The sequence below is a fragment of the Paracoccus panacisoli genome (assembly GCF_042435015.1).
GTDB lineage: Bacteria > Pseudomonadota > Alphaproteobacteria > Rhodobacterales > Rhodobacteraceae > Paracoccus > Paracoccus panacisoli.
Genome location: NZ_JBHMQU010000017.1, coordinates 1 through 21584, shown reverse-complemented (window position 1 = coordinate 21584; position 21584 = coordinate 1). Strand labels below are relative to the sequence as shown.

The 21584-nt window shown below is 70.1% G+C and carries 22 protein-coding genes and 1 pseudogene; 6 read left to right on the top strand and 17 right to left on the bottom strand.

Features of this window, described 5'->3' with window-relative positions; all coding sequences use genetic code 11:
- Positions 1–164: 164 nt before the first annotated feature.
- From ACFHYO_RS04855 to ACFHYO_RS04795, 13 genes are all read right to left on the bottom strand, one after another.
- Positions 165–1541, bottom strand: a complete 1377-nt coding sequence (locus ACFHYO_RS04855; protein WP_043130487.1) for an aminotransferase — start codon at positions 1539–1541, stop codon at positions 165–167.
- Between the two features lie 93 nt (positions 1542–1634).
- Complete coding sequence (gene kce, locus ACFHYO_RS04850; protein ID WP_394318763.1) at positions 1635–2567, bottom strand: 3,5-dioxohexanoate:acetyl-CoA acetone transferase; 933 nt, start codon at positions 2565–2567, stop codon at positions 1635–1637.
- 4 nt (positions 2568–2571) lie between these two features.
- Entirely contained in the window at positions 2572–3495 is a 924-nt protein-coding gene (locus ACFHYO_RS04845) for a 3-hydroxyacyl-CoA dehydrogenase (RefSeq protein WP_394318761.1), read from the bottom strand.
- 201 nt (positions 3496–3696) lie between these two features.
- Positions 3697–5142: an acyl-CoA dehydrogenase family protein gene (locus ACFHYO_RS04840; RefSeq protein ID WP_394318760.1), complete on the bottom strand. Its 1446-nt coding sequence runs from the start codon at positions 5140–5142 to the stop codon at positions 3697–3699.
- Positions 5143–5206: 64 nt separating this feature from the next.
- Entirely contained in the window at positions 5207–6082 is an 876-nt protein-coding gene (locus ACFHYO_RS04835; protein ID WP_394318758.1) for an amidohydrolase family protein, read from the bottom strand.
- A gap of 11 nt (positions 6083–6093) precedes the next feature.
- Complete coding sequence (locus ACFHYO_RS04830; RefSeq protein WP_394318811.1) at positions 6094–7815, bottom strand: AMP-binding protein; 1722 nt, start codon at positions 7813–7815, stop codon at positions 6094–6096.
- Positions 7816–7993: 178 nt separating this feature from the next.
- Complete coding sequence (locus ACFHYO_RS04825; RefSeq protein ID WP_394318756.1) at positions 7994–8758, bottom strand: crotonase/enoyl-CoA hydratase family protein; 765 nt, start codon at positions 8756–8758, stop codon at positions 7994–7996.
- A gap of 14 nt (positions 8759–8772) precedes the next feature.
- Positions 8773–9540, bottom strand: coding sequence for an SDR family NAD(P)-dependent oxidoreductase (locus ACFHYO_RS04820; RefSeq protein ID WP_394318754.1), 768 nt, complete (start codon positions 9538–9540; stop codon positions 8773–8775).
- 18 nt (positions 9541–9558) lie between these two features.
- The gene (locus ACFHYO_RS04815) at positions 9559–10839 is read right to left on the bottom strand and encodes a TRAP transporter large permease (RefSeq protein WP_394318809.1); all 1281 of its coding nucleotides are present in this window, start codon (positions 10837–10839) and stop codon (positions 9559–9561) included.
- The gene (locus ACFHYO_RS04810) at positions 10839–11378 is read right to left on the bottom strand and encodes a TRAP transporter small permease (protein ID WP_036710144.1); all 540 of its coding nucleotides are present in this window, start codon (positions 11376–11378) and stop codon (positions 10839–10841) included. The genes ACFHYO_RS04815 and ACFHYO_RS04810 overlap by 1 nt, the downstream gene beginning before the upstream one ends.
- A gap of 60 nt (positions 11379–11438) precedes the next feature.
- Positions 11439–12512, bottom strand: coding sequence for a C4-dicarboxylate TRAP transporter substrate-binding protein (locus ACFHYO_RS04805; protein WP_394318752.1), 1074 nt, complete (start codon positions 12510–12512; stop codon positions 11439–11441).
- A 63-nt stretch (positions 12513–12575) separates the two neighbouring features.
- A complete protein-coding gene (locus tag ACFHYO_RS04800) occupies positions 12576–13070 on the bottom strand; it encodes a MarR family winged helix-turn-helix transcriptional regulator (protein ID WP_394318750.1) in 495 nt (164 codons plus the stop codon).
- 155 nt (positions 13071–13225) lie between these two features.
- A complete protein-coding gene (locus ACFHYO_RS04795) occupies positions 13226–13936 on the bottom strand; it encodes a DUF599 domain-containing protein (RefSeq protein ID WP_036702701.1) in 711 nt (236 codons plus the stop codon).
- Positions 13937–14037: 101 nt separating this feature from the next.
- On the opposite strand from ACFHYO_RS04795, the gene ACFHYO_RS04790 reads away from it, so the two are divergent.
- The 6 genes from ACFHYO_RS04790 to ACFHYO_RS04765 all read left to right on the top strand — a co-directional run bounded on the left by ACFHYO_RS04790 (position 14038) and on the right by ACFHYO_RS04765 (position 19402).
- The gene (locus tag ACFHYO_RS04790) at positions 14038–14283 is read left to right on the top strand and encodes an HP1242/YdcH family protein (RefSeq protein WP_036702688.1); all 246 of its coding nucleotides are present in this window, start codon (positions 14038–14040) and stop codon (positions 14281–14283) included.
- A gap of 167 nt (positions 14284–14450) precedes the next feature.
- On the top strand, positions 14451–15899 hold the full coding sequence (locus tag ACFHYO_RS04785) for an FAD-linked oxidase C-terminal domain-containing protein (RefSeq protein ID WP_394318747.1): 1449 nt from the start codon (positions 14451–14453) through the stop codon (positions 15897–15899).
- Positions 15900–15903: 4 nt separating this feature from the next.
- Positions 15904–17022: an FAD-binding protein gene (locus ACFHYO_RS04780; RefSeq protein WP_394318807.1), complete on the top strand. Its 1119-nt coding sequence runs from the start codon at positions 15904–15906 to the stop codon at positions 17020–17022.
- Positions 17022–18329, top strand: a complete 1308-nt coding sequence (glcF, locus tag ACFHYO_RS04775) for a glycolate oxidase subunit GlcF (RefSeq protein WP_394318745.1) — start codon at positions 17022–17024, stop codon at positions 18327–18329. Before ACFHYO_RS04780 ends, glcF begins: the two co-directional genes overlap by 1 nt.
- Complete coding sequence (locus ACFHYO_RS04770; RefSeq protein ID WP_394318743.1) at positions 18326–18760, top strand: VOC family protein; 435 nt, start codon at positions 18326–18328, stop codon at positions 18758–18760. Before glcF ends, ACFHYO_RS04770 begins: the two co-directional genes overlap by 4 nt.
- Before the next feature lie 156 nt (positions 18761–18916).
- On the top strand, positions 18917–19402 hold the full coding sequence (locus ACFHYO_RS04765; RefSeq protein ID WP_394318741.1) for an Hsp20 family protein: 486 nt from the start codon (positions 18917–18919) through the stop codon (positions 19400–19402).
- 116 nt (positions 19403–19518) lie between these two features.
- Here ACFHYO_RS04765 and ACFHYO_RS04760 read toward each other — a convergent pair whose 3' ends face one another.
- From ACFHYO_RS04760 to ACFHYO_RS04745, 4 genes and pseudogenes are all read right to left on the bottom strand, one after another.
- Positions 19519–20028 carry a thioesterase family protein gene (locus tag ACFHYO_RS04760; protein WP_394318739.1) on the bottom strand — a complete coding sequence of 170 codons (510 nt, stop codon included), beginning with the start codon at positions 20026–20028 and terminating at the stop codon, positions 19519–19521.
- Entirely contained in the window at positions 20025–20624 is a 600-nt protein-coding gene (gene recR / locus ACFHYO_RS04755; RefSeq protein WP_394318737.1) for a recombination mediator RecR, read from the bottom strand. The genes ACFHYO_RS04760 and recR overlap by 4 nt, the downstream gene beginning before the upstream one ends.
- A 17-nt stretch (positions 20625–20641) precedes the next feature.
- Positions 20642–21004 carry a YbaB/EbfC family nucleoid-associated protein gene (locus tag ACFHYO_RS04750; protein WP_231572790.1) on the bottom strand — a complete coding sequence of 121 codons (363 nt, stop codon included), beginning with the start codon at positions 21002–21004 and terminating at the stop codon, positions 20642–20644.
- Positions 21005–21008: 4 nt separating this feature from the next.
- Positions 21009–21584 (bottom strand): annotated as a pseudogene (locus ACFHYO_RS04745) (DNA polymerase III subunit gamma/tau); the annotation flags it as partial.

The following is a 21584-nucleotide window of genomic DNA, read 5'->3' as shown; positions in this document are numbered from 1 at the left end:
CGGCGATGGGGATACCGGTCAATTGTCGGTTGACGCGATCTGCGTTCGACTCGGCGAAGTTGCGCTCGCCTGCTTGATCGCGGGCCGGCGATCATGGCTGCCGGCGGTTGAGGCGACGGCCCAGACGCCGGCCGGAGGAAACCGGCCGGCATCGGCGTCGTGGCTCAGGCCTCGCCTTCGGCCCTGAGGCCGTCGAACACCCGCGTCAGCGCCGCGTCGAGTTTCTCGAACATCTCGTCCATCTGCGCGTCGGTCAGGATGAACGGCGGGCAGAGCACGATCGACTGCCCGAGCGGCCGGCAGATCAGCCCGAGGTCGGTGCAGGTGTTGGCGATCCGCTCGCTCACCGAGAGCTTGCCGGGGAAGGGCTCCTTCGTCTCGGCGTTCTTGACCGCCTCGAGCGCCCACATGTAGCCGATCCCGCGCAGTTCGCCGATGTTGGCGTGCTTCTGCATGATCCGGCGCAGCCCCGCCTCCATCCGCGGGGCGCCCTTCACCACGTTCTCGGCCAGCCCCTCGTTCATCACCACGTCGATGGCCTTGAGCGCGATGGCGCAGCCGACCGGGTGGCCCGAGGCGGTGAAGCCATGCGGGAACTCCTCGATCGCCTCGATGGCGGTGTCGAGCCGGTCCGAGAGCTCCGGCCCGAGGATCACCGCGCCCATCGGGAAAAGCCCGGCGGTCAGGTTCTTCGAGCTGATGATCGCGTCGGGCGTAAAGCCGTAGGTCTCGCAGCCCCAGGTCGAGCCGGTGCGGCCGAAGCCGCAGATGACCTCGTCCGAGATCAGCGGGATGCCGTGCGTCTTCAGGATCGGCTGGATGGCCTGGAAATAGCCCTCGGCCGGCGGGATCACCCCGCCCGCGCCCTGCACCGGCTCGGCGAAGAAGCCGGCGATGGTGTCGGCGCCCTCACGGGCGATGGTGTCCTCGAGCTCGGCCGCGAGGCGGGCGACGAACTCGGCCTCGCTTTCGCCCGGGTTGCCGTAGCGCCAGAAATGCGGGCAGGTGAGGTGGATGAAGCCCTCGAGCGGCAGGCCGAAGACCTCGTTGTAGGGCTTGCCGGTCATCGACGCGCTGACCGCCGTGACGCCGTGATAGGCGTTCCAGCGGGTCAGGATCTTGCGCCGCTGCGGCTGGCCTTCGCTGCGGCCGAGGAACCACAGCATCTTGACCATGGTGTCGTTCGCCTCGGACCCCGAGTTGGTGTAGAACACCTTGCCGCGGGCGAAGGGCGAGACCTCGACCAGCTTTTCCGACAGCATCACGGTCTGGTCGGACATCCGGCCGAAGAAGGCATGGTAGCCGGGGAAGCGGTCGTACTGCGCCTTGGCGGCCTCGATCAGGCCCTTGTGGTCGAAGCCCGCGACCATGTTCCAGAGCCCCGAGTTGGCGTCGAGCCACTTGCGGCCCTCGGTGTCGAAGACATAGGGGCCTTCGCCGTGGGTCAGCACGATCGTGCCGCGGTCGTGCACGCTCGGCAGGTCGGTGAAGCCGTAAAGCGAATATTCCTCGGCCCGTGCGGCCCAGCTCTTGTCGTCCATGAGTGCCTCCATTTGAGCGGCACGCTACCCCCGCGCCGCGGCGGGTTCAACGGCGGCGCGGGGAGGGGCGTGGGCGGAGGGGGTAGGCGGACCTCAGAACCCCAGATCGTCGGTGCCCTTGAGGGCGAGGATCTCGCGTGCCTCGTCGGGGGTCGCGATCTCGAGCCCCAGCCCCTCGATGATCTGGCGCACCAGCCGCACCTGCTGGGCGTTCGTCTCGGCCAGCTTGCCGGGCCCGGCCCAGAGAGAATCCTCGAGGCCCACGCGGACGTTGCCGCCCATCGCCGCGGCCATCGCCGCGATCGGCAGCTGGTTCTTGCCCGCCCCGAGAACCGACCATCGATATTGGTCGCCGAACAGCCGGTCGGCGGTGCGCTTCATGTGCATCACGTCGTCCGGGTGTGCGCCGATCCCGCCCATCAGCCCGAACACCGTCTGGATGAAGAGCGGCCCCTTCACGATGCCGCGGTCGTGGAAATACTTGAGGTTGTAGAGGTGCGAGGTGTCGTAGCACTCGAACTCGAACCGGGTGCCGTTGGCGCCGAGATCGGTCATCACCCGCTCGAGATCGCCGAAGGTGTTGCGGAACACGATGTCGCGGTTGCCGAGGTAATCCTGTTCCCACGCGTGCTTCAGCTTGCCCTCGAAGCGGTCGAGCATCGGGAAGAGGCCGAAGTTCATCGTCCCCATGTTCATCGAGGCGACCTCGGGGCGGAAGGTCGCGGCGGGTTTCATCCGCTGCTCGATGGTCATGGTGGGGGCGCCGCCGGTCGTGAGGTTCAGCACCACGTCCGAGCGCTGCTTGATGACCTGCAGGAACGGCAGGAACGCCTCGGGCGACTGGTCGGGGCGGCCGTCCTGGGGGTCGCGGGCGTGCAGGTGGACGATGGCCGCGCCGGCCTCGGCGGCGCCGATGGCGGCCTCGGCGATCTCGGCCGGGGTGATCGGCAGGTGCGGCGACATCGACGGCGTGTGGATCGCCCCGGTCACGGCGCAGGTGATGATCGTCTTGCGGGTCTTGGCCATGGTCCTAGTCCTTTCGGGCGCGGCTGCGCAGGTGGATGTCGAGCGCGGCGAGCTCCGCGTCGCGCCAGGCGGTGCCGGCACGGACGCCCTCGGGCGTGGCGCGCTGGGGGAAGGCGGCGGCGACCCGCTCGGCGGCGCTGGCGGTGAAGGCTTCGCCCTGGGCGCAGCTGTCGGCCAGCCCCGCCAGCATCGGGCCATAGCGGCGGATGTAGTCGGGCACCCCGTCGGGCGCGTTGAGCGAGATCGTCTCGAGCGGGCCCATGATCGCCCAGCGGCGGCCGAGCCCGTGCTTCACGGTATCGTCCAGCCCCTCGACCGTGCAGATACCCTCGTCGACGAGCCGCATCGCCTCGGCCAGCAGCGCGGCCTGCAGGCGGTTGAGGACGAACCCCTCGATCTCGCGCGAGAGCAGGACGGGCACCTGCCCGGCGGCGGCATAGATCGCCTGCGCGCGGGCCATGACGGCGGGATCGGTCGCGGGCGAGGGACAGAGTTCGACCACCGGCACGACATGGGGCGGGTTGACCGGATGGGCGACGAGGCAGCGCGCCGCGCCCGGCAGCCCGGCCGAGAACGCGGACGCCGGCAGCGCCGACGAGGACGAGGCGAGGATCGTCCCGGGCGCGGCCGCGGCATCCATCGCGGCGAACAGTTCGCGCTTGACCTCGATCCGCTCGGGACCGTTCTCCTGCACCAGCGCCGCCCCGTCGAGCGCCTCGGCCAGCGTCGGCACGGCGCGGATGCGTTCCGCGATGGCGGGGTCGCCCCCGGCGGCGTCGATCATGGCGGCGATCTCGGCCGGCAGGCGGTCGAGCGCGGCGGGATCGGCGTCCCAGACCCGGACGGTCGACCCGGCGCGGGAGAACACATAGGCCCAGGGGCGGCCGATCAGCCCCGCCCCGACGATGGCGATTTGCGTGTGCGACATGGGTGCCCCTCATAGACACGGCAGCGTGCGGCGCCGGGCCGGGTTGCCGGCCAGCGCCCGTGACGGACCTTCGGGGAAGACGGGGCCAGATGCCAGTGGCAACGTAGGCCGGGCGAGGTAAAGCGCGAGGGTTCACGGCGCACCTGGACCGTCTCGGCAATGGACGATCGAGGCGCCAACCGTGCGCCACGCTACAGCGTTTTACATCGCCAGCCGTTGGTCGGCCGCGTCGAGCGCCAGTCGCGCGGTGAGCTGCATGAACGCGTCAGCCTCAGCCGCTGGATCAGGCATCGCGGCGATCCGCGCCGCCTCGGCCTCCCATCCCGAGGGGTCCACGCCGCTTTCGGCCAGAAAGGCCGCAAAGGCACGCGCCCCGGCCCCCCCGTTCAGCGAGAGGCTGCGCGTCGCGGTGGTGCGGGCGTGGATGCCATTCGTGCCCTCGTAGATCGCGCAGATGCGGGCGTCGCGCCAGTTCTGCTCAGCGCCGTATTCTCGCAGGTAGCCGTAGCCGCCCATGACCTGGATGGCGAGGTCGGCGGCGCGGATGCCGCCCTCGGTGCAGGCGTATTTGCAGACCGGGGTCATGAACTCGACAAAGTCCCGTTGATCCCGCTGCATGGCGGCAAGGGTCAGGTGGCAGAGGTGCCGCCCGGCCCGGGCGAGGCGCTCACACTCGCCGATCATTCGGGCAACGTCGGCATGATGGTCGATCGTCACCGGCCGGCCGTCGGCGCCGCGTCCCTGCTGCCGCTCGGCGGCGTAGTGGCGTGCGAGGTCCGCGGCGCGCGCGGCATGGGCCACCCCCTGCAGCGCGACATCCAGCCTCGCGTGGTTCATCATGGCGAACATGGCCCGCAGACCGCCCCCCTCGGTGCCGACCAGCTCGGCCCGTGCGCCGTCGAAGACGAGCTGGCAGGTGGGCGAAGCGTGCAGCCCCAGCTTGTCCTCGATCCGCGTGACCGAGACGCCGCCATCGCCGGGGGAGCACAGGAACAGCGAAAGCCCGCGCGTGCCACTGTCAGGGTCACCAGACCGCGCCAGCACCAGATGAAGGATCCGCGAGGAAAGGTCCTGACCCCCCCCAGAGATGAAGATCTTCTCGCCGGAGATCCGCCAGCCCTCGCCGTCCCGGACCGCTCGGGTGCGGATCGGGGCGAGGTCGGATCCCGCGCCGGGCTCGGTCAGCGCCATGGTGGCGAGCGTCTCTCCGCTCGCCATCGCGGGGATGTGGCGGGCCTGCTGCGCGGGCGTGCCGAACTGCAGCAGAACCTCGACTGCGCCGGGGACCAGCGAGGTCACCATCTGCAGCGAATGGTTCGCGCCCGAAAAGATTTCGGACACCCCCGCCCCGGTCAGCGGATCGAGGCCCATGCCGCCGAAGCGTTCGGGGATCCGCAGGCCCTGCCATCCACCCTCGGCCAGCTCGGCGTAGGCCGCGGGAAACCCGTCAGGCATCCGCACCCGGCCACCGTCAAGCCGACAGCCCTGCGCGTCCCCCGGGGCGTCGAGCGGCGCGAGCACCCCCTCGGCAAAGGCGGCAAAATGGCCGATGACCTCGGCGGCGACATCCGTGTCCCAATCCCCCCCCCGCGCGGCGCGCCGCAGCGAGGCAAGGATGTCACCGGTCGGCGCACGAAACGGTGTCATGGCCGCAGGACCGGAGCGGAGCAGGGGCTGAGGCCGGTGACCTTCAACCTTCTCAGGGGCGCGGTCATTCCGTCACCCCGAGCAGACGCATGGCGTTCTCTTTCAGGATGAGCGGGCGCACCTCGTCGCGGAAGTCGGCCTTGTCGAAGGCGTCCAGCCATTTCTCGGGCGAGATCATCGGCCAGTCACTGCCGAACAGCATCTTTCTCCGCAGCATGGTGTTGGCGTACTGCACGAGGATCTTCGGAAAATACCTCGGCGACCAGCCGGACAGATCGATGTAGACATTGGGCTTGTGCTGGGCCACGGCCAGCGCCTCCTCCTGCCACGGGAAGGACGGGTGGGCGGCGATGATGCTCATGTCCGGAAAATCCACAGCCACATCGTCGAGGTGCATCGGGTTGGAATATTTCAGCCGCATGCCTTTGCCCGACCGCATCCCCGAGCCGACACCGGTCTGTCCGGTATGAAAGAGGCCGATGCAGCGATGTTCGGCGAGCACCTCGTAAAACGGGTAGGCCATGCGATCGTTGGGATAGAACCCCTGCATGGTGGGGTGGAACTTGAACCCGCGGACCCCATGCTCTTCGATCAGCCGACGAGCCTCGCGGACCGCAAGCTTGCCCTTCCATGGGTCGATCGAGGCAAAGGGGATCAGCACGTCGTCGTGGCGGGCAACCTCGGCCAGCACCTCGTCGTTCGAGTAGCGGCGGTACCCGGTCTCGCGCTCGGCATCGACGGGAAAGATTACCGCGGCGATGTTCTGCTCGCGGTAATGGGCGGCGGTCTGGGCGATGGTCGGCGGGTGCGACCACGGCGCGCCGAAGTATTTCGCCATCGTACTCTGCAGCTCGTCGTAACCGTCGTCGGCGTGGCAACCACACGGCTCTTCGGCGTGGGTGTGGATGTCGATGGCGCGGACCTTGGTGAAATCGACCATGTTTTCTCTCCTCAGACGCGGATCAACGCCGGGTCTTCGTTGTCGTAGAGCCGCTCGAGCAGATCGGCGCGGCGGGTCAGGATCTTGCGGATGTTGAGCGAGCCCTTGTCGGTGATTTCCTGCCCCTCGACCGAAGGCGGCTCGGTCAGGATCAGGGCCCGGGTGATGCGCTTGGCGGAGCCGGTGACTCCGGCGTTCATCGCCCGCAGCCGGTTCTCGACCGGGATCTTCACGGCCTCGTCGGTGACGGCGCCGCGTGTGCCCGCGCCCTCGGGCACGCGGCCCGCCGGCGGGAAGACGAACAGCCCGATCTCGCCACGGTCGTGGCCGCAGATGACCACGTCCTGGGCAAGCCCGGCAAGTTCCTTGAGCACGGTCATCCTCAGGGTGCCGGCCTGGACCCAGGTGCCGGTGTCCAGCTTGAAGTCTTCGGACACGCGGCCGTCGAAAATGAGGCCCTGGTTCATGTCCGAGGGATCGACGAACCGGACCGCGTCTCCGGTGATGAAGAACCCCTCGTCGTCAAAGGCGGCGGCGGTCCGCGCGTCGTCCTCGAAATAGCCGGGCATGACGTTCGGTCCGCGGACACGGATCTCGCAGCGCTGCTCGGCGTCCGGGATCAGCTTGGCCTCGACCCCCGGAAGCGGCACGCCGATCACGCCCGATCGGCCGATCGGTTCGTGCACCATGACGCAGGCCGGGGCGGTTTCGGTCAGGCCCCAGCTTGACGCCATCATCGGCAGACCGCCGCGCACCTCGATCATGGCCCGCTCGATCCCGTCCCATACGTCCTGCGGCAGCGATGCGCCGGCATAGAACAGCAGGTCGATGTCCCGCAGCAGGCGATGCCGCAGCGCAGCGTCATCCCGCAGCGCCTCGGCGAGCAACGCGTAGCCGACCGGCACGTTGAACGCGAGCGTGCCGGGATAGGCATCGCGGCTGGCCAGGGTATCGGCAAAGCCGCGGGCCGTGGGCTTTCCGCTGTCGACGTGCAGCGTCCCGCCGTGGGCCAGCATCATGTTGACGTTGTGGGTGCCGCCAAAGACATGGTTCCACGGCAGCCAGTCGGTGATCCGGGGCGGCTTTTCGGACAGATAGGGCATGACGGCCGCCATCTGCGCCTGGTTGACGCACATCATCCGGTGGGTGGTCAGCACCCCTTTGGGGTCCGACGACGAACCCGAGGTGAACATGATCTTGGCCAGCGTGTCGGGTCCGACCGCAGCGTGCGCCCGAGCAAGGTCAGGGTGCATCTCGTGCCCAAGAAGATCCGCCATCGGCGTGACCGATCGGCCGATGGCCGCGGGCCTCGAGCTGACGATCTCGACCCCGTCGAACTGCGGCAGCTTCAGCGCGGCGGCATAACGGGCCGCGTCGTCGGCAAAGGCCATGCGCGGCCTGACCTTGTCGATGACATAAACCAGCCGCGGATGCGCATCTTGGATCAGCGCATATTGCTCGGCCAGCGGCACGATGGGGATACCCACGTATTGCGCCGCAAGCGCGAGGATCAGGTGATCCACCCCGTTGCCCGACAGGATGGCGATGCGGTCCTGCGGTCCCATGCCGCGCGCAAGGAGCCCCGAGGCCACGCGCTGCACCAGCCGCAGCAGGTCACCGTAGGTCACGTTGCGCCAACCCGGACCGTCGCGTTCCGCCACCGCGACCCGATAGGGCGCCTCGGCGGCCCAGCGGTGCAGCCACGCGCCCGAGTTGGGAACCGGATCATGCATGGGTATGCGCGAGCGCAGGATGATCGTGCCGTCGGGGCGATCCTCGCGCGCAACGTCATGCGGAACGAACGAGGTGACGGTTCGGGCGCGCGCCCAGGCCGCGCGTTCGCGGAAGTTCTCGGCGGTGGTCGGCGGGATGTCGATGTGATCCACGGTACGATCCTTGCGGGATGGATGCCTAGCGGAAGACGGGCGGGCGCTTTTCGAGGAAGGCGCGCAGACCCTCGGCAGCGTCGGGCGTGGTCTGGACCAGGGCGGCGGCAAGGCTTTCAGTGAACAGCCCCTCGCCTTGACCCATGTCAGCAATGCGGGGCAGCGCCTGGGTAATGAAATAGTTCGACATCGGCGCATTCTCGGCGATGGTCGCGGCGAGTTCGCGCGCAAGCGGCAATGCCTCGCCGTCGGCCACGGCGTAGTGGGCGAGGCCGAGCCGCAGCCCTTCCTCGGCGCCGTATTTGCGCCCCGTCAGCATCATCTCGACCATCCGGTCCGCGCCGAGGATGCGCCCGACCCGCGCCGTGGCCCCGCCGCCGACGAAAATCCCGCGCCGCCCCTCGGGCAGCTGAAAGATCACCGACGGCTCGGCGATGCGGACATGGGTGGCGGTGGCGAGCTCTAGCCCGCCGCCGATCACGGCGCCGGTCATGGCGCTGACTGTGACGCGGCCGCCGAACTGGATCAGGTCCATCACCCGATGCCAGTTGCGCGAGTGGTGGACGCCCTCTTCCGCCGAACGATGGACGTGTTCCGAGAGGTCGAGCCCGGCGCAGTAGTGGCCGCCGCGTCCGTGCAGGACGACCACGCGCACCTCGGCCGGGAGGCCCGTGTAGAATGCGTCGATCTCGGCGATCAGCCCGTCAGACATCGCATTGCGCTTGTCCTCGCGGATCAGCTCGAGTTCGGCGACACGGCCCTCGATGCGGCTTTCGGTATATTGGCCCATGGCGTTTTCCCCTCTCATTTCGGCGCCAAGCGGACGGCGCTGTCGATCCGGATGATCTCGCCGTTCAGGATCGGGTTCTCGACAATCTGCTGGACGAGCATGGCGAACTCGTCCGGTCTGCCCATGCGCGACGGGAAGGGCAGGCCGGATTCCAGCGCAGCGCGGACATCGGGGGTCAACCCGGCGCTCATCGCGGTCTCGAACAGGCCCGGCGCCACCGCCATGACGCGGATGCCAAAGCGGGCAAGTTCGCGGGCGGCCGGCAGCGTCAGCGAGGCAACCCCGCCCTTCGAGGCGGCGTAGGCGGCCTGACCGATCTGTCCGTCCTGCCAGGCGACCGAGGCGGTGTTGACGATGACCCCGCGGGCGCCGTCGGCGTCGAGCGGTTCTGCCGCAGCCATGGCACGGGCCGCGACCGACAACACGGTGTAGGTGCCGAGCAGGTTGACCCGCAGCGTCCGCTCGAAGGCGTCGAGCGAAAGGGTGCCGTCGCGCGGCAGGATCCGCGCTGCGGTCCCGATGCCGGCGCAGCTGACGACGACCCGCGGCGGACCGCCGAATGTGTCGGCCGTGCGGGCGAAGGCGGCTTCGACCGCCGCGCCGTCCGCGACATCGGCCGTGACTGCCAGTCCGCCGATGTCGGAGGCTACGGCCAAGGCGGCCTCGGCGGTGCGGTCCAGCACCGCCACCCGCGCCCCCATGGCCGCAAGCCGTCGGGCGGTCGCCTCGCCCAGTCCGCTGCCGGCGCCTGTGACAAGCGCGATCTGTCCCTCGATCTGCATCTCGTAGTCCCTTTCCGTTCAGAACAGCGGCCGGGTCAGGATCATCACCGCGACCAGCGCAAGGTCGGCGATGACGAACGGCATGATCCCGGCGAACACCTGCTCGAGCCGTGCGTAATCGCGCGCGACCGAGTGGATGACGAAGACGTTGAGCCCGACCGGCGGCGTGATCATCCCGATCTCGAGCAACTTGGCGACGAGCAGGCCGAACCAGATGACGTCCACCCCATGCGCCTGCACCAGCGGCAGGAACAAGGGCAGGGTCAGCAGCAGTGCCCCGATTGGTTCGAGAAACATCCCAAGCGCCAGGTAGATCAGCGTGATCAGCAGCAGCAGTCCCATCGTGCCCAGCCCCAGTCCCGCGACCAGATCGCCAATCTCGGCCGAGAGCCCGGACATGGCGACGAGCCGGGTGAAGAGATTGGCGCCTATGGCGATGATGAACAGCCCGCCCGCGGACAGCAGCGTGTCGATCAGGCTTTCGCGGAAGCCGGCCCAGGTCAGCGTCCGCCGCGCCAGCCCGATTAGGATCGCCACGAAGGCTCCGAAGGCGCCCGCCTCGGTCGCGGTCAGAAAGCCGCCGAAGAGCCCGCCCAGCACCGCCACGATCAGCACCAGCACCGGCCAGATCTCGAGCGTCTTCGACCAACGGTCGCCCATGGTGTAGGGCGGCGCCTTGGGCAACCGGGCCGGATTGCGCCACCACACCACAAGCACCGCAGCGATGTAGAAGGCCAGCGATGCCAGACCGACGATGAGCCCCCCGAAAAAGAGCGCATTGATCGAGCTGTTCGACTGGATTCCGAAGAGGATCAGGATGATCGAGGGTGGGATCAGTGCTCCGATCGTGCCGCCTGCGGCCACCGAGCCGGTGGCGATGCGGATATCATACCCCTGCCTCGCCATCTCGGGGATCGCGATCCGTCCGATCGCCGCCGAACAGGCCACCGACGATCCCGACACCGCCGCAAAGCCGCTGGCCCCCACGAGCGAAGCGATGGCGAGCCCGCCGGGCATCCAGCCCCACCAGACTCGCGCGGCCTCGAACAACCCGCGGGTCAGGCCGGAATGATAGGCGACGTAGCCCATGAGCAGGAACATCGGGATCGACGAGAGGGTCCAGCTGGCGGAAGACGAATAGGGGATCGTGGTCAGCATCGACATGGCCGGCCGCGATCCGGCGATGGCCCAGATGCCGAGGAACGAGACCGCGATCAGGCTGACGCCGATCGGAACCCTGAGCGCAATCAGCGCCAACAGTCCGCCGAGCGCCAGAAGCCCGATGGTGAACGGTTCCATCATTTGGCCTCCATGACGTGAGACTGGACCTCTTCCAGCGGGTCGGCCTCGTGGTCGTCGAAGCGGCCGGTGACCACCTCGACGATGCGCAGCATCAGGACGAGCAGCATGAGGCCGAACGCCACGGGAAGGATCCAGTAGCTGGGCCAGGTCGGCACGCGCATCGTCCCGGCCTCGACATAGGCCCCGCGGGCGGTCTGCTTGATCGCCTCGGCGGTCGAACCCCAGGTGAGGATCGCGAAGACCACCGCCGAGACGACGAACCCCAGGAGCACCACGGCCTGCCGCGTGCCACCGCGCAGCTTCTGGGTGAAGATCGTCGCCTCGATGTGGCGGCGGCTCAGTTCGGTCATGGCCAGCGGCATCAAGCTGACGGCGACCATGTAGTACTTGGCGACAATGTCGGGGGTCGCGGGAAAAGCGGTGCCGAACAGGCTGCGCGCCATGACGTCCACCACCACCTGCAGCATCATCGCCATCAGCACGAGCGCACCCAGCCAGATGCTGGCCCGCGCGATGGCGGTCTCGAGCGTCTTCATCCGCGCCTCCTCACGCAAGATGGAAAGACCGCGCGCGAGGCTCGCGCGCGGTCGGCGGGCTCAGGGATTTCCGTAGGTTGCGGTGTCGAGCTTGGCGAAGATCTCGTCGTATCGCAGCTGACCCATCGCCTCGGGGGTCATGTCCGGCGTGATGAGCTTTTCCCACTTCTCGACCAGTGCCCGGTAGCGATCCACCTTGGCCTGCGCGTCTTTCACCCCGCGCGCTTCGAGCGTCGAGGCGACGTTCGCCAGGTAGTCGGCGTTGAACGCCTCCTTCGCGGAGCGCAGGGTATCGTCCATCGGGATGAACTCGACCCCTGCGACTTCACGGGCCTTCGCCGCGTCGCGCATGAACGCGCCCAGCCCCTTGGAGATGCCGTATTGCGTCGCCCGGGCGAGTGCGCTGCGCGTCTCGGGGTCGAGGCGGGTCCACAGCGTCGCGCTGACCGCGCCAGAGGTCGACCCGTTGAACACCCCCTCGTTGACCTCGGTAACGTACTTCACCACATCGCCCAGCCGGTTAGCGATGATCTCGTGGTCGCCCGAAAAGGTCCCGTCGATCACCCGCTGCGACAGCGACTCGAACAGCTCGGACGAGGGCATCTGGACGGCAACGCCGCCCAGCTTCTCGACGAAGGCTGCGTAGAGCGGTGCGCCCGTGCGAATCCGCATCCCTCGCACATCGGCGGCCGAGCGGATCGGACGCACGGTCAACAGGTTGTAGACCGGTGTCACGTCGGTCCCAAGGTAGACCTGCCCGTTACGCGCAAACTCGGCCTGGCACTCGGGGCAGGTGGCGACGTATTCGGTCACCGCCGCCGAGACGACCGCGTTCGAACTGCCGAGAAACGACAGTTCCGATGGAAGGGCGTTTGGGTAGTCGGCCGGAAAATAGGGCAGCAGGAGCGTGCCCATTTCGGTCACCCCGTCGCGGAGACCGGCGCTCATCTCCTGGGGCGCGACGAGCCCCGAGGGCGTGTCAGACAGATCCCAGGCATCGCCGGTGAATTCCTTCAGCCGGGCATTGATCTCGGGATAGATGTCGGTGGCCAGAACATGGGCGGGGCCGAAGCCCGAGGTTGCCCGGATCGTGTCGGCCTGTGCGATGCTTCCCAGCGCCGCAATCAGGGTCAAGGCGGTCAGTGTCGTTCGTGCGGTTCTCATGGTCCTCTCCTCCCCATCCGCCGCGCGGGCGTGCTAGCCCTCGCGTGCAGCCTTTTGTGCCGGCGGCGGCGCAGAGATGCGCGTCAGCAGGGCCAGCAACGTGTTCTTCTCGTCGGTATCGAGCATGCTCACGGCCGCGGCTTCCGCGGCGGCCACTTCGGCCGCGGCACGGTCGCGCACCCGGCGCCCGCGGACCGTCGCCATCAGTGCCTGCCGACGCCGGTCGGTGCGCGAGCGGCCGCGGGTGATCAGCTCGGCCGTCTCCAGCGCGTCGACGATTAACACGATGTTCGACCGTTCCATCGCCAGCGCCTCGGCGAGCTGCGAGGGGGCGAGGCCGGGATTGTCGACGATCACCGAGAGCGCCGTGAAGGACACCACCCGCAGGCCATGCGGGGCGAGCGCCTCATCCGCGGCACCCCGGACGATCAGGTAGCTGCGCTTGAGATTGTACCCGAGCAGGGCGCTGACCGCGTCGCTGTCGACAGTGGCGACTGCGGGGGCGTGATCGGGCAGAGCAGCTGTCATAGGCGAATCCTCCGTCGAGATGAAGCTATGGTCAATTATAGTTATTGGCAATAACTAATATCGCACGATGCCGCAGGCGACGGCAGGGTAAGCCGTGCGGCCCCTCTGCATGCGTCGTACTTGAAGCGGGTTTTGCGGCTACGAAGCCGTAGCCCTCAGCGCCGGTCGCCAAGATCGGCGAGGATCGCCCGGCGCGAACCCGAGGCGAACTCGCGCCGGAGCGTCAGCGCGGTGACGAGCGCCGTCCCCGTCATCAGCGCCCAAGGGCCTGCCATCCAGCACATCGCGCCAAGCGCGAAATAGACCGCCCGCAGGCCGATGTTGAAGTTGCGGGCGGCGTGGATGTTGACCTCGGCCGCGGCGCGGGCGCGGGTCTCGGCCTCGGCAGCGCGGGGGTCGTTCGGGACCGCCGCCATCATGATCGCGCAATAGCCGAACAGCCGGTGCGACCAGACGAACTTGAGGAAGGCGTTGGCGAGGAAGCCGAGCACCAGCAGGATCTTGACCTTCCACACGAGGGACGGGACCTCGGTCGCCTCGAGATCGCGGGCGATGCCGGCCAGCGGGTCGGTGTTGCCGATCAGCGCGAGGCCCCCGCCGATCGCGATCATGCAGGCCGAGGCGTAGAACGAGGTGCCCTCGCGCAGGCTCGACAGGATGTTGCCGTCGAAGATCCGCGGCTCGCGGTGGACGAACTGCACCATCCAGTCGCGGCGGTAGCGGCGCATCAGCATCGAGACCGACGGCCGGGACGCGGGCGGCTTTTCGATCAGCCGCCCGGTGCCGAACCACGCGACGAGCAAGAGCGCCAGCGCGACGAGGTCGGTGGCGGTCAGCGAAAGGGGCAGGTGCAGGGTCAGCGGCATGGGCATCGGGCCGACGATAGGCCGGGCCGCGCCCCGTTGCCAGCACCCGCTGCGGCGGCTATCCCCTCGGGCGAACCGGACGACCAGGAAAGGACGAGGACATGGCCGCACCGCACGCGATTCACGAAGAGTTCCCGAACGACGCCGAGCGCATCCACGCGCTGAAGGTCTCGGACGCGCATTTCGCGCGGCTGCTCGACGAATACGACTCGGTCAACGACGAGGTCGCGGGCGCCGAATCCCGCCAGACCCCGATGTCGGACGAGGCCGAGCAGGCGCTGCGCAAGAAGCGCGCGCATCTGAAGGACGAGATCGCCCGGATGCTGTCGGCCGCGCAGGCCGGCTGAGACGCGCCGGGGCTTGTGACGTCCCATTGACACGCGGCAGGGCCGCGCCCGACGGGGCGCGGCCTTTCGCCATGCGGGAAACGCCGGGCGGCGGATTTGCGTGTCGCCCGCCGCCTCGGCTCTGCTAGTCTGGCCCCGACCCGCCGAGGGCGAGAAAGGCCGATCCGATGCAGATGCCCGTCCCCGACCCCGCGATCCTGTCCCGCCGCGCCGCCATCGTCGCGCGGCTGCGCGCCGTCATCGGGGCGGGCGACGTGATCGACGACCCGGTCGAGGCCCGCGCCTACGAATGCGACGCGCTCTCGGCCTATCGCTGCCCGCCGCTGGCCGTGGCGCTGCCGACCACGACCGAGGAGGTCGCCGCCATCCTGCAGGTCTGCCACGCCGAGCGCGTGCCGGTCGTGCCGCGCGGCGCGGGCACCAGCCTCGCCGGCGGCTCGATGCCCACGGCGGACGCGGTGGTCCTTGGCCTCGCCCGGATGAACGCGGTGCTCGAGGTGGATTACGGCGACCGGCAGATCCGGGTGCAGGCGGGGCGCACGAACCTCTCGATCTCGGGGGCGGTGGACGAGGCCGGGTTCTTCTACGCCCCCGACCCGTCCAGCCAGCTCGCCTGCGCCATCGGCGGCAACATCGGCATGAACTCGGGCGGGGCGCATTGCCTGAAATACGGGGTGACGACCAACAACCTGCTGGGCGTCACGATGGTGCTGATGGACGGCACCGTGGTCGAGCTCGGCGGCCCGATGGGCGAGGCGCCGGGGTTGGACCTGCTGGGCGTCGTCTGCGGGGCCGAAGGCCAGCTCGGCCTCGTGACCGAGGCGACGCTCCGCATCCTGCCCAAGCCCGCCGGCGCGCGGCCGGTGCTGATCGGCTTCGACTCGAGCGAGACGGCCGGCGCCTGCGTGGCCGCGATCATCCGCGCCGGCGTCCTGCCGGTCGCCATCGAGTTCATGGACCGCCCCTGCATCGTCGCGACCGAGAACTTCGCCGCCCCCGGCTATCCCGACTGCGAGGCGCTGCTGATCGTCGAGGTCGAGGGCACGCCGCCAGAGATCGACGAGCAGCTCTCCCTGATCCGCGCCATCGCCGACGACTTCGCCCCGGTCGAGTTCCGCGAAAGCCGGTCCGAGGAGGAATCGCGCCGCATCTGGCTGGGCCGCAAGTCGGCCTTTGGCGCGATGGGGCAGATGGGCGACTACATGTGCCTTGACGGGACGATACCGGTCAGCGCGCTGCCGCAGGTGCTGCGCCGCATCGCCGAGATGTCCGACGCCGCCGGCCTGCCGGTCGCCAACGTGTTCCACGCGGGCGACGGCAACATGCACCCGCTGATCATCTTCGACGCCAACAGGCCCGGCGATCTGGAACGGGTCGAGGCGCTGGGGGCCGACATCCTGCGCCTCTGCGTCGAGGTCGGCGGCTGCCTGACCGGCGAGCACGGGGTGGGGGTCGAGAAGCGCGACCTGATGACGGCGCAGTTCACCGACGCCGACCTCGAGGCGCAGATGCGGGTCAAGGACGTGTTCGACCCGCACTGGCTGCTGAACGCGGCCAAGGTGTTTCCGCTGCACGTCTCGGCCAGCCGCCGCCAGGGGCTGCGCAATGTCGCCTGAGATGCTGCGGCCGGAGTCCGAGGCCGAGCTGGCGGCGATGATCCGGGGGGCGACCGGCCCGCTGACCCCGGTCGGCGGCGGCACGCGGCTTGCGCCCGGTGAGGGGCAGGGGGTGCGGCTTGCGACCGGGGGGCTGTCGGGCGTGATCCTGTATGAGCCCGCTGCCCTGACGCTCGTCGCCCGCGCCGGGACTCCGCTTTCTGAGATCGAGGCCGCGCTCGCCGCCGAGGGCCAGCGGCTGGCGTTCGAGCCGCCGCGCTTCACCGGCTCGACCATCGGCGGGGTGATCGCCGCCAACGCGAGCGGCCCGCGCCGGGTCAAGGACGGCGCGGCGCGGGACTCGGCGCTCGGGGTGCGGTTCGTGGACGGGCGCGGCCAGGTGATCCAGAGCGGCGGGCGGGTGATGAAGAACGTCACCGGCTATGACCTCGTGAAGCTGATGGCGGGCAGCCGGGGGCGGCTGGGGGTGCTGACCGAGGTCAGCCTCAAGACCCAGCCGGTCCCGCCGGCCTCGGCCACGCTGGCGGTGCCGGGGCTGGACGCGGGGGCGGCGATCCCGGCGCTCACGGCGGCGCTGACGGGACCGTGGGACGTGACCGGGGCGGGATGGCTGCCGGGCCACGGGGCGCTGATCCGGATCGAGGGGCTCGCGGGGTCGGTCGCCGGCCGAGCCGAGAGCCTGTCTGCGCGCCTCGGCGCCTGGGGCGAGGTGGTGCGTGCCGAGGGGGACGTGTGGGATCTTGTGGCCGCAGGCCCTGCCGGGCAACCGCCGGGCTCTGCGCCCAGCCCCGAAACAGCCGCCGGGCCGGACCGTCCTGGCGGCGGCGCTGAGGCTGCGTCCCGCCCCCCCGACCTCTGGCGGATCACCTGTCGCCCGTCCGAGGCCGCGCTGCTGCTCGACCGCCTGCCCGAACCGCTGTCACTCGACTGGGGCGGCGGGCTGATCCGCGTGGCACTGCCCGCGGGCGAGACGCCGGATCTGACCGGCGCACGGGCCATCGCCACCCGCCTGACCGGGGCGACGCCGCTCAGCCTGCCGCCGATGGCGCCCGCCGTCGCGGCGCTGAACGACGGGCTACGCGCCCGGTTCGACCCGCGCGGCCTTTTCGCGGGGGCCGTCTGATGCAGACGAACTTCACCGCCGAACAGCTCGCCGACCCCGAGATCGCCACCGCGAACCGCATCCTGCGGACCTGCGTGCACTGCGGCTTCTGCACTGCGACCTGCCCGACCTATCAGCTTCTGGGCGACGAGCTCGACAGCCCGCGCGGCCGCATCTACCTCATCAAGGACTTGCTGGAATCCGGCCGCCCTGCGGACGCCAGGACGGCGCTGCACGTCGATCGCTGCCTGTCGTGCCTCGCCTGCATGACGACCTGCCCCTCGGGGGTGGACTACATGCACCTGATCGACCACGCGCGGGTGCACGTCGAGCGGACCTATCGGCGGCCGTGGCACGACCGGGCGCTCAGGGCGATGCTCGCGGCGGTGATCCCGCATCCGGGCCGGTTCCGGCTGGCGCTACTCGGCGCGAAGATCGCCCGGCCCTTCGCCCGGCTGATGCCCGACCGGCGGCTGCGCGCCATGCTGGCGATGGCGCCGGCGCGGATCGCGGGGCCGTCGCGCGACGATCTCGGCGCGACCTACCCTGCGCAGGGGTCGCGGCGGGCGCGGGTGGCGCTGCTGACCGGCTGCGCACAAAAGGCGCTCGACCCCGCGATCAACGCGGCGACGATCCGGCTGCTCACCCGCGCCGGGTGCGAGGTGGTCGTTCCCCGAAACCTCGGCTGCTGCGGCGCGCTGACCCATCACATGGGGAAAGAGGGCACGGCCATGGCGCAGGCCCGCGCGGCGATCGCGGCGTTCCTGACGGCGGACGCCGAGGCGCCGCTGGACGCGATCGTCGTCAACGCCTCGGGCTGCGGGACGACGGTGAAGGACTACGGCCACATGTTTGCGCGCGATCCCGACCGGGCGGGGGCCGAGCGGGTGGCCGCCCTCGCGCGCGACGTGACCGAGTTCCTCGCCAGCCACGGCCTGCCCCCCGTGACCCGGCCCGGGGGCGGGGACGCGCCGCTCAGGGTCGCCTATCACGCCGCCTGCTCGCTGCAGCACGGGCAACGGATCGTCGCCGCCCCCAAGGCGCTGCTGGCGCAGGCCGGATTCGCCGTCGTCACCCCGGCCGACAGCCACCTCTGCTGCGGTTCGGCAGGCACCTATAACCTGCTGCAGCCCGAGCTGTCGGTGCGCCTGCGCGACCGCAAGGTGCGCACCATCGAGGCGCTGGGGCCACAGGTGGTGGCGGCGGGCAACATCGGCTGCCTGATGCAGATCGGCTCGGGCACCGAGCTGCCGGTGGTCCATACCGTCGAGCTGCTCGACTGGGCCACCGGCGGGCCGCGCCCCGACGCGCTCGAGGCGGGACGATGAGCGCCCCGCCGGTGCTCGGCACGCTCGAGACGGCGCTCTATGCCGACGATCTCGACGCCGCCGAGGCATTCTGGACCGGGGTGATGGGGCTTTCGGTGATCACGAAGGTCTCGGGGCGGCACCTCTTCCTGCGCACCGCGTCCGCGCCCCGCCCGCAGGTGCTGCTGATCTTCAACCCCGCGGCGACCGAGCAGCCGCCCGCGCCCGGCGCACGGCTGCCCGTCCCGCCGCACGGGGCGCGCGGGCCGGGGCACGCCTGCCTGGCGGTCGCGCCGGACCGGCTGGACGGCTGGCGGGCGCATCTGGAAGCCCACGGCATCGCCATCGAGGCGGATTTCGAGTGGCCGAACGGCGGGCGCTCGATCTATTTCCGCGACCCGGCGGGCAACTCGATCGAGCTGGCCGATCCGGCAATCTGGGCCGAGGGCTGAGCGCCGCGCCCGCGTGCGGGGCACCGGGGGCGAGGTCTTGAAACCCCGCCCACCGCAACCACATCAACCCTGTCGGGCGGCCCCGTGTGGCGTCCGGCGACTGCGCCCGCCCGGTTCCGGGGGGCATCACAACATCATCGCTGCAAAGGATGGATCATGCGTAACATGGACCTGACCCCGCTCTACCGCGCTTCGGTGGGCTTTGACCGCATCGCCGACCTGATGGACCGCGCCCTGACCTCGGAGGTCGCCGCGCCGACCTATCCCCCCTACAACATCGAGAAGACCGGCGAGAACGCCTATCGCATCTCGATCGCCGTGGCCGGTTTCGCCGCCGACGACCTGTCGGTGGAAATGCGCGACGGGGCGGTGATCGTCTCGGCCCGCAAGGCCGCCGAGGACGAGGCCCGCACCTACCTGCACCGCGGCATTGCCACCCGCGCGTTCGAGCGCAAGTTCGCGTTGGCCGACCACGTCCGCGTCGAGGGCGCGAGCCACGTCGACGGGATGCTGCACATCGACCTCGTGCGCGAGATCCCCGAGGCGCTCAAGCCGCGCCGCATCGCCATCTCGCGCAGCGCGGCCTCGACCATCGAGGCGGGCGAGACGGTCAAGGCCGAGACCCGCAAGCTCGACGCCTGATCGCGTCTAAGCACCGGATGGAGGGGCGCGAGCGGAGGACTCGCGCCCCTTTTTCGCCTGTGCACGGCGGCGACCGGAGGGAGCCCCGGCGCACGCAAATTGTTATATTGTAACTTTCAGCCTGACAAGCCGGGTCGGCCCGGCAACTCCACCAGCCGCCCGACCTGCGGCGGCAGCGGCAGGGCGTCGTGCGCCGCCACCGCCTGCGCCAGTCGCGCGGCAACCGGCGCGGACCACGGCGTGACCCGCCGCACCCGCAGATCGACGTGCAGCACGATGTTCTCGCTGATCGCGGCGACCCAGCCTTCGGCCGCGTCGCGCATCGTCTGGACATAGTGCAGGCGCTTGGCGTCATGGGCGATGAGCCGCGTCTCGACGATGACCCGGCTGCCGGGCGCGACCTCGCGCAGATAATGGACCTGCGCCTGGGCGGTGAACACCGACTGCTCCGTCTCGGCCGCGACCGCCGGTCCCAGTCCCAGCCAGTCAAGCACCACGTCGATCGCGTTGTCGAAGAGCACGTGGTAATAGGCCATGTTCAGATGGCCGTTGTAATCCGCCCACTCGGCCAGCACATCGCGCGGCCCCGAACTGAACGGCGCGGGCACCGCGCCCCCGGTGCTCACAGCCGCCGCCGGGCGCGCAGCGCCGCGCCAATGGTGCCGTCGTCGAGATAATCGAGCTCGCCGCCGACCGGCACCCCTTGCGCGAGCGTCGTGACCGTCACGCCTGAGGGCGCGAGCGCGTCGGCCACGTAGTGTGCCGTGGTATGCCCCTCGACCGTGGCGTTGAGGGCGAGAATCACCTCGCTCACCCCCTCGTCCGTCACGCGGGCGACGAGGCGGGGGATGCCCAGCTCGTCCGGGCCGATCTCGTCCAGCGCCGACAGCGTGCCGCCAAGGACGTGATAGCGGCCGCGGAACTGCCGCCCGCGCTCGAGCGCCCAGAGGTCGGCCACGTCCTCGACCACGCAGAGCGCCCCGTTGGCCCGGGCCGGGTCGGCGCAGATGGGGCAGAGCTCGGCCTCGCAGATGTTGCCGCAGCGGGCGCATTCGCGCGAGCGGGCGGCGACCTCGGCCATCTGCGCGGCGAGCTGCGCCATCTGCCCGGTGCGGCGCCGGATCAGCGCCAGCACGATGCGCCGCGCCGAGCGGGGGCCGAGCCCCGGCAGCCGCGCGATCTGCGCGATCAGCGTCTGGATGGCGTCGCTGCCCTCGGTCATCGCGGCCTGCTGCCGGATCAGACCGGCAGCTTCATCCCCGGCGGCAGGCCCATTTCCTGCGCGAGCCGCTGGGCCTCGGACTGGGCGCGCTCGGTCGCGCGGGCCTGCACGTCCTTGATCGCGGCGAGGATCAGATCCTCGACCACCTGCTTTTCCGAGGGCACGAAGATCGACGGGTCGATCTCAAGCCCGGTCAGATCGCCCTTGGCGGTGGCGGTCACGCGCACCAGCCCGGCGCCGGCCTCGCCGGTGACGGTGATCGCCTCGAGCGATTTCTGGAACTCTTCGACCTTGCCCTGCATGTCGCGGGCGGCGCTCATCATCTTGGCCATGTCGCCGAGGCCGCCGAGGCCCCCCATGCCGCCAAACGGGTTCTTCATGCGTTTACTCCTCGTCCTCGAAGGGGTCCCATTCCTCGGCCGCGGCCAGCCCGCCCTCGGCGGTGGCGTGCGGATCGGCGGGCGGCGTCTCGCCCTCGCCCTCGGGGCCCGCGGGGGCGGGGGGCGGGGTCTCGTCGCGGATCTCGGCAAAGCGGGCACCGGGGGCGGCGGCGAAGATCGCGGCGATCACCGGGTTCTGCATCGCCTCGGCCTCGGCCTTCGCGCGCGCCTCGGCCTTGCGCTCGGACAGCGTCGGCCCGCCGCCCTGCGCGGTGACCGAGACGCCCCAGCGTGCCCCGCCGGTCCAGCCGCGCAGCCGCTCGGCCAGCCGCTGGGCGAGGTCGCGGGGCGCCTCGGGCGTCGGCTCGAACTCGATCCGGCCGGGGGTATAGCGGACGAGGCGGACGTGGTCCTCGACCTGGGTCAGCAGCAGCCCGTCCTTCATCCGGCGGATCAGATCCACCACCGACTGGAAGTCGGGATAGGCGGCAAGCGCGTCGGCGGCGCGCTGCGGCTCGGGCGCGGCGGCAATCGCGGCGCCGCCCGAGACGCGGCGGAGCGCGGGGGCGGGGGCCGACAC